This window comes from Streptomyces sp. KR55 (assembly GCF_052245645.1).
Taxonomy (GTDB): domain Bacteria; phylum Actinomycetota; class Actinomycetes; order Streptomycetales; family Streptomycetaceae; genus Streptomyces; species Streptomyces flavusporus.
Genome location: NZ_JBQQCE010000543.1, coordinates 1 through 6,154, shown reverse-complemented (window position 1 = coordinate 6,154; position 6,154 = coordinate 1). Strand labels below are relative to the sequence as shown.

The 6,154-nt window shown below is 74.4% G+C and carries 6 protein-coding genes; 4 read left to right on the top strand and 2 right to left on the bottom strand.

Annotated features, from left to right (window positions below):
- The 4 genes from ACTWQJ_RS44700 to ACTWQJ_RS44685 all read left to right on the top strand — a co-directional run.
- Positions 1 to 641 (top strand): MFS transporter (locus ACTWQJ_RS44700; RefSeq protein ID WP_443312125.1); only part of this gene is annotated, 641 nt, incomplete at its 5' end.
- A gap of 5 nt (positions 642 to 646) precedes the next feature.
- Positions 647 to 1,825 (top strand): thiolase family protein, encoded by a 1,179-nt coding sequence (locus ACTWQJ_RS44695; RefSeq protein ID WP_443312124.1) that lies wholly within the window; start codon positions 647 to 649, stop codon positions 1,823 to 1,825.
- Entirely contained in the window at positions 1,822 to 3,741 is a 1,920-nt protein-coding gene (locus ACTWQJ_RS44690) for an AMP-binding protein (RefSeq protein WP_443312123.1), read from the top strand. Before ACTWQJ_RS44695 ends, ACTWQJ_RS44690 begins: the two co-directional genes overlap by 4 nt.
- Positions 3,742 to 3,767: 26 nt before the next feature.
- The gene (locus ACTWQJ_RS44685; RefSeq protein WP_443312122.1) at positions 3,768 to 4,646 is read left to right on the top strand and encodes an MBL fold metallo-hydrolase; all 879 of its coding nucleotides are present in this window, start codon (positions 3,768 to 3,770) and stop codon (positions 4,644 to 4,646) included.
- Here the strand turns inward: ACTWQJ_RS44685 and ACTWQJ_RS44680 are convergent.
- Both ACTWQJ_RS44680 and ACTWQJ_RS44675 read right to left on the bottom strand, forming a co-directional pair.
- The gene (locus tag ACTWQJ_RS44680; RefSeq protein WP_443312121.1) at positions 4,585 to 5,391 is read right to left on the bottom strand and encodes a thioesterase II family protein; all 807 of its coding nucleotides are present in this window, start codon (positions 5,389 to 5,391) and stop codon (positions 4,585 to 4,587) included. The genes ACTWQJ_RS44685 and ACTWQJ_RS44680 overlap by 62 nt on opposite strands.
- Positions 5,388 to 6,154 (bottom strand): alpha/beta fold hydrolase (locus tag ACTWQJ_RS44675; protein ID WP_443312120.1); only part of this gene is annotated, 767 nt, incomplete at its 5' end. The genes ACTWQJ_RS44680 and ACTWQJ_RS44675, both read right to left, overlap by 4 nt.

Genomic DNA, 6,154 nt, shown 5'->3' with positions numbered 1-6,154 from the left:
CCACCGGCACCTGGCTCGGCGCCACCCTCTCCACCTTCGCCGTCATGTGGACGCTCGCCCTGGGCTTCGCCTGGCTGCCGCTCTATCTGGAGGAGCAGGCCGGGTTCAGTGACGCGGAGGTGGGTGCGATCGTCGGGCTGCCTGCCCTGTCGATGGCCGTCCTGGTCCTCACCGCCGGCGCCGTCGCGCACCGGCTGCTGCGGAGGGGGGTGACCGCCCGGGTCGCGCAGGGACTGCTCGGCGCGCTGCTGCCGCTGCTGGCCGGGCTCTGTCTGCTGCTCGCGACCCGGGCCGGTCCCGCCGCCCTCCTGCTGCCGCTGCTCGTGCTGGCGTTCTCCGCGGGCAACGGCCAGACCCCGCTCACCAACGCGGCGATCGCCGACATCTGCCCGCCCGCCCGACGCAGCGCCGCCCTCGGACTGTCGTACGCCCTCGCTGCCCTCTCCAGCCTGCTCGCCCCCTACGTCACCGGCCGGATCATCGACGCCGCGCCGAACGAGACCGTCGGCTACGGCCGGACCTTCGACCTGGCCGCCTGCCTGCTGATCGGCGGCGCCCTGCTCGCCGCGCTGCTGATCCGCCCCGACCGGGACGCCCGGCCCCTGCGCCCGACGCTCACCCGCACGAGTCCCGAGGAGTGAAACCGATGTCCCCGATGCCTTTAGACATCGCCGTCGTCAACGGGGCCCGCACCCCGATCGGCCGGTACCAGGGCGCGCTGAGCTCGGCCCCCGCCCACCGGCTCGGCGCCCTTGTCATCCGCGAGGCCGTCGTCCGTGCCGGGCTGCAGCTCGGCGCCGTCGACGAGGTCGTCCTCGGCTGTGTGGGCCAGGTCGGCCCCGAGGCGTTCAACGCCCGGCGTGCCACGCTGAGCGCGGGTCTGCCCGTGCGGGTCACCGCCCACAACGTCAACCGGCTGTGCGGATCCGGACTCCAGGCGGTCTGGTCGGCCGCGCAGAGCCTCGCCCTCGGTGTCGCCGACGTGATAGTGGCGGGCGGCAACGAGTCGATGACCCGTCAGCCGCGGCTCGACTACAGCGAACGCGCCCGCGACGAACTGCCCGGAGAACCGGCCATCGACGGCACCGTCTCCCTGGTCACCGACCCCTTCGGCCACTACCCGATGGGCATGACCGGCGAGGTGGTCGCGGGCCGGTACGGCATCTCCCGTGAACGCCAGGACCGCTGGGCCGCCGAGAGCCAGCGCCGGGCGGCCGCGGCCGTGGCGGCGGGGCGGTTCGACGCGCAGATCGTGCCCGTCGCCACCCCGGACGGCATCGTCGAGCGCGACGAACACCCCCGGCCCGGCACGACGGTGGAGAAACTCGCCGCCCTGTCCACCGTCTTCGCGCAGGACGGCACGATCACCGCCGGCAACTCCGCGGGCATCAACGACGGCGCCGCCGCCGTGCTGCTGATGCGCGCCGGTGACCTGGAGCGCGGCGCCGCCCCGCTGTGCCGGCTGCTCGACGCGGTCGTCACCGCGCTGGAGCCGGAGATCATGGGTGTCGCCCCCGCCGACGCGATCCGCGCCCTGCTCAAGCGCCACGACCTCACCCTCGACGACATCGACGTGATCGAGCTCAACGAGGCGTTCGCGGCCCAGGTACTGGCCGTGATGGACACCCTCGAACTCGACCCGGACCGGGTCAACCCCAACGGCGGGGCCATCGCCCTCGGCCATCCCATCGGCGCCACCGGCACGGTGCTGCTGCTCAAGGCGGCCCACGAACTGCGCCGCACCGGCGGCCGGTTCGGCGTGATCGCCCTGTGCATCGGCGGCGGGCAGGCCATCGCCGCGCTGATCGAGAACGGGGCGCGATGAACGCGTACGCCTGGTACCCGACACCGGAGTTCACCGAGCACGGCAACATCGCCGCCTTCTGCCGCCGGCACGGCGTCGACGGCGGCTACCGCGCACTCCAGGCCCGGTCCGCGGCCGACCCCGAGTGGTTCTGGGAGCGGGCCCTGCCGGACATCGGCATCGTCTGGCATGTGCGCCCGCAGCGTATGTACGACGACTCGGGCGGCATCGCGTTCACCCGGTGGTTCCCGGGCGGGCGCACCAACCTCGTCGACTCCTGCCTGGAACGCCACCTCCGGCAGGGCCGCGGGCAGGCGCCCGCCCTGCGCTGGGAACGCGAGGACGGGACGCTCGGGATCCTCTCGTACGAGGAGGTCGCCGCGTACAGCGCCCGGGTGGCCGGCGGGCTGCGTGAGCTCGGGGTGGGGAGAGGGGACCGGGTGGCCTGTTGTCTGCCCCCCGGTCCCCATGCCTTCGTCCTGCTCTTCGCCTGCGCGCGGATCGGCGCGATCCTCGTGCCGCTCTTCTCCGGCTTCGGTGCCGAGGCGATCGCGCTCCGGCTCGTCGACGCCGGCGCCCGGGTGTTGGTGACCGCACGCTCCACCCTCCGGCGCGGACGCCGGTACGACCTGGAGGCGGTGGCGCGCACGGCCATGGCCGGGGCGCCGAGCGTACGTCAACTCGTCGTCGTGGCCGACGGATCGGGTGGCTGGGAGCGGCTGGCCGCCGCCGAACCCGTCGGAACCGAATCCCTCTCCGCGACCGCCCCCTTCCTCCTGTTGCACACCTCGGGCACCACCGGCCGCCCCAAGGGCGCGGTCCACACCCACGGCGGCTTCCCCGCACAGGTCGGCAGCGAGACCCGCTACAACCTCGACCTCCGGCCGGGCGACGTGGTGTTCTGGGTGACCGACCCGGGCTGGATCATGTTCCCGCTCGTCGCGATCGGCGCCACCCTCGCCGGTGCCTGCGTCCTGGCGTACGAGGGCGCGATCGACCACCCGGACGTGACCCGCCTGTGGCGGCTGCTCGACGAGCACGAGGTCACCGTCTTCGGCAGCTCGCCCAGTCTGTCCCGGATGCTGATGGCACGTGGCTCACGGCATCCGGCCGCGCCCCCCTCCGTGCGGGTCCTCGGCTCGACGGGGGAGCCGTGGACCGAGGAGGCGTGGCGCTGGTACTCCGCCGAGTTCGGCGGCAAACGCTGCCCGGTGATCAACATCTGCGGCGGCACCGAGGTCGGCGGCTCCCTGCTCGCCTCCGCGCCCACCGTGCCCCAGTCGCCGTGTGGTTTCGCGGGACCGTGTCTCGGCATCGACGCGGCCATCGAGGACGAGGCCGGTGCCGAGGTGGACGAGGGGCGGCTCGGAGAGCTGGTCGTACGGCGTTCGTGGCCGGGGATGACCCGGGGGCTGTGGCAGGCGCGGGAGCGGTTCGCCGATGCCTACTTCGGGCGCAGGCCGGGGCGCTGGTCCCACGGCGATCTGGTGTCGCGGTCGGCGGACGAGTGGTTTGTGCACGGCCGCCTCGACGACGTCATGAAGGTGGCCGGCAAGCGCCTCGGACCCGCCGAAGTGGAGGACGCCGTGCTCGGCGACCCGGCCGTCGCCGAGGCCGCCGCCGTGGGGATACCGCACCCCGTCTCGGGCGAGGCCCTGTGGTGCTTCACGGTTCCCGCGGCCGGCCGGACCCTCGACGCGGCGGACGCCGAGCGGATCCGCGAGCGGGTCGCCGCCGCGCTGGGACCCGCGTTCCGGCCCGGCCGGGTCGTCGCCGTGCCCGAGCTGCCCAGGACCCGCAACGGCAAGGTGATGCGGCGCCTGGTCCGCGCCCTGGTCACCGGCGAGGAGCCCGGCGATCTGTCCACGCTCGTCAACCCGGCGAGCCTCGACGCGATCCGCACGGCCGTACCCGGCACACCCGACCACCGTCCGTGAACAGCCCCCGCCTCCAAGGGAGTTCCATGCCGACGATCGACATCCTCCTGCCCGGCTTCGCCATCGACACCGACCAGGGCTATCCCGCCTTCTGCGGGGTGTTCCTGGTCCGCGGCCCGGACGCCACCGGACGGCCCCGCACCCTCCTCGTCGACGCCGCCCACGTCGGCCGCCGTCCCTTCCTGTGGGATGCGCTCGCCGCCCACGGTCTGACCGCCGACGACATCGACACCGTCGTCCTCACCCACGCCCACTGGGATCATGTGCAGAACATCGACCTGTTCCCGCACGCCACCCTCGTCCTCCACCCCGACGAGCGCCGCTACGCCCACACGCCGCACGCCAACGACTGGGCCACGCCCGCCTGGACCGGGCTGCTGCTGGAGCAACTGCCCGTCCGCGAGGTGGCGGACGGCGAGGAGCTCATCCCCGGCGTGTCCGTGATCGCCCTGCCCGGGCACTCACCGGGCAGCATCGGCGTCGTCGTGGAGACCGAGGCGGGCCGGGCCACCATCACCGGCGACGCCCTGCACTTCGCGTACGTCGCCCGCACCCGGCGCAACCCGCTGGTCTTCTGGGACTCCGACGCCGCCGCCCGCAGCATCGACCGGGTGCTGGCCGTGTCCGACCTGATCTACCCGGGCCACGACCGGCCGTTCCGGCTCGCCGCGAACGGCGGCATCGACTACCTGGAGTCCTTCGCGCTCACCCTCACCGGGCTGCGCCCCGACACGGAGGGTCTCGCCTTCGCCGACGGCTCCGCACGCCCGCTGTGGGTCATGCCGGGCGTAGCGGAGCAGCGTGCGCTGTACGCGAAGAACGCCGACGACATCGAGCGGCGGATCAGCCGGGTTCCGCGCGTGGTGGGCCCTGCGCGGCAAGGAGCCGATCCAGGGAGCGGTTGAGCCGGTCGAAGAACGGCACGGGCGCCTCGCGGGGGAAGAAGTGGCCGCCGGGGACGGTGGTGAGGCGGAAGCCGCGCGCGTACCGCGCCCAGGCCCGTACCGCCTCCGCGTCGACCAGCGGGTCGTCGGTGCCGGCGAAGGCCTCCACGTCCAGCGGCAGCCGGGCCCGTTCGTCGTCCGGGTCCGGCAGCCGCGCCCGCCGATGGCTGGCGCAGATCCGCAGATCGTCCCGTACGACGGGCAGCAGTGCCCGCAGCCAGTCCTCCCGGTCCAGGAACTGCGGGGCGAGCCCGCCGAAGTCCACCAGCAGGCGGGCCAGTTCACCGTCGTCGTACCGGTCGGGCGCCGGCAGCGTGGGCGTGCGGTGCGGCGCCGCGTACGCCCCGAGGAAGAGCGCCTCGGGGCCACGGGCGCCCGCCCGCAGCCGGGCCGCCGTCAGCGCGAAGGCCAGCAGTGCGCCCATGCTGTGCCCGTACGCCGCCCAGGGCCCCTCGTCGAGCAGGGACCCGAGGTCGCGGTCGAGGGCCTCGACCACCTCGCCGGCGTCCTGGAAGCGGCGCTCGCGGAGGCGGGCCTCGCGGCCGGGTAACTGCACCGGCAGAACGTCCACTTCGGGCGGCACGCGGTCGGGCCAGGAGGCGAAGAAGGAGGCCCCGCCGCCCGCGTGATGGAAGCAGAACAGCCGCAGCCGGGCGTCCGCCCGTGGTTCCCGGCTGAGGCAGGACGCCGGAGCACTGGTGGTCATGCGGGGGCTCCCGACGGCGTACGGGCGAGGCGGTGACGTGCCCTGAGGACCCGGGCCCGGGCGGACGCGGCCCGCCGCACGCCACCTGCCGTACCGGCCATCCGCAGCGCCTGCGCCAGCAGCCACAGCCGGGTCTCGGCCGCCCGCTCGGGCGCGCCGCCCAGCACGTCGTTCTCGACCAGCCGCAGATGCGGCACGCTCCGCTGGAGCAACTCGGCGTCGGAGTACGGCGCGATCTCGTCGTCGCGACTCACCGCGCAGGCGACCGGGATGCGCAGCCGGGCGAGTTCGTCCTCGGCCAGGCCCCAGTCGGCGAGCGCGGCCGGAAGCCGGGCCGGCGGGGTGCGGGTCACGTGGGACAGGGTCAGGTTCACCAGATGCGGCAGCGGGGTGCCCTGCGCGGCGCGCATGAAGAAGTCCCGGACCGGTGCCCCGACGGTGGCCAGGCCCCGGACGCGGTCGTCCGCCAGGGCGTGCCGCAGCGCCAGGTGCCCGCCGAAGCTGAGGCCCACGACGCAGGTGCGGGTGGTGTCGGCGGCGCGGCCGAGCAGATCGACGAGGTACATCAGCATGCGGGTGCTGTCCGTTCCGTAGGGGAGGGCGTTCTCGCCGACGCCGGGCAGCTCCGTCACCACGACGGCGGCGCCCAGCCGGTCGGCCTCGGCCAGGACCGGCGCCCACTGCTCCTTGGTGCCGGTGATGCCGCCGACGACGAGGATCAGCGGCAGCCGTCGGTGCTGCGACAGGCCGGCGGCCCAGCAGG

Bases quoted from the DNA above. Each gene is read 5' to 3' on its own strand.
- ACTWQJ_RS44695 (WP_443312124.1), top strand. From the start codon at position 647: ATGTCCCCGATGCCTTTAGACATCGCCGTCGTCAACGGGGCCCGCACC.
- ACTWQJ_RS44690 (WP_443312123.1), top strand. From the start codon at position 1,822: ATGAACGCGTACGCCTGGTACCCGACACCGGAGTTCACCGAGCACGGC.
- ACTWQJ_RS44685 (WP_443312122.1), top strand. From the start codon at position 3,768: ATGCCGACGATCGACATCCTCCTGCCCGGCTTCGCCATCGACACCGAC.
- ACTWQJ_RS44680 (WP_443312121.1), bottom strand. From the start codon at position 5,391: ATGACCACCAGTGCTCCGGCGTCCTGCCTCAGCCGGGAACCACGGGCG.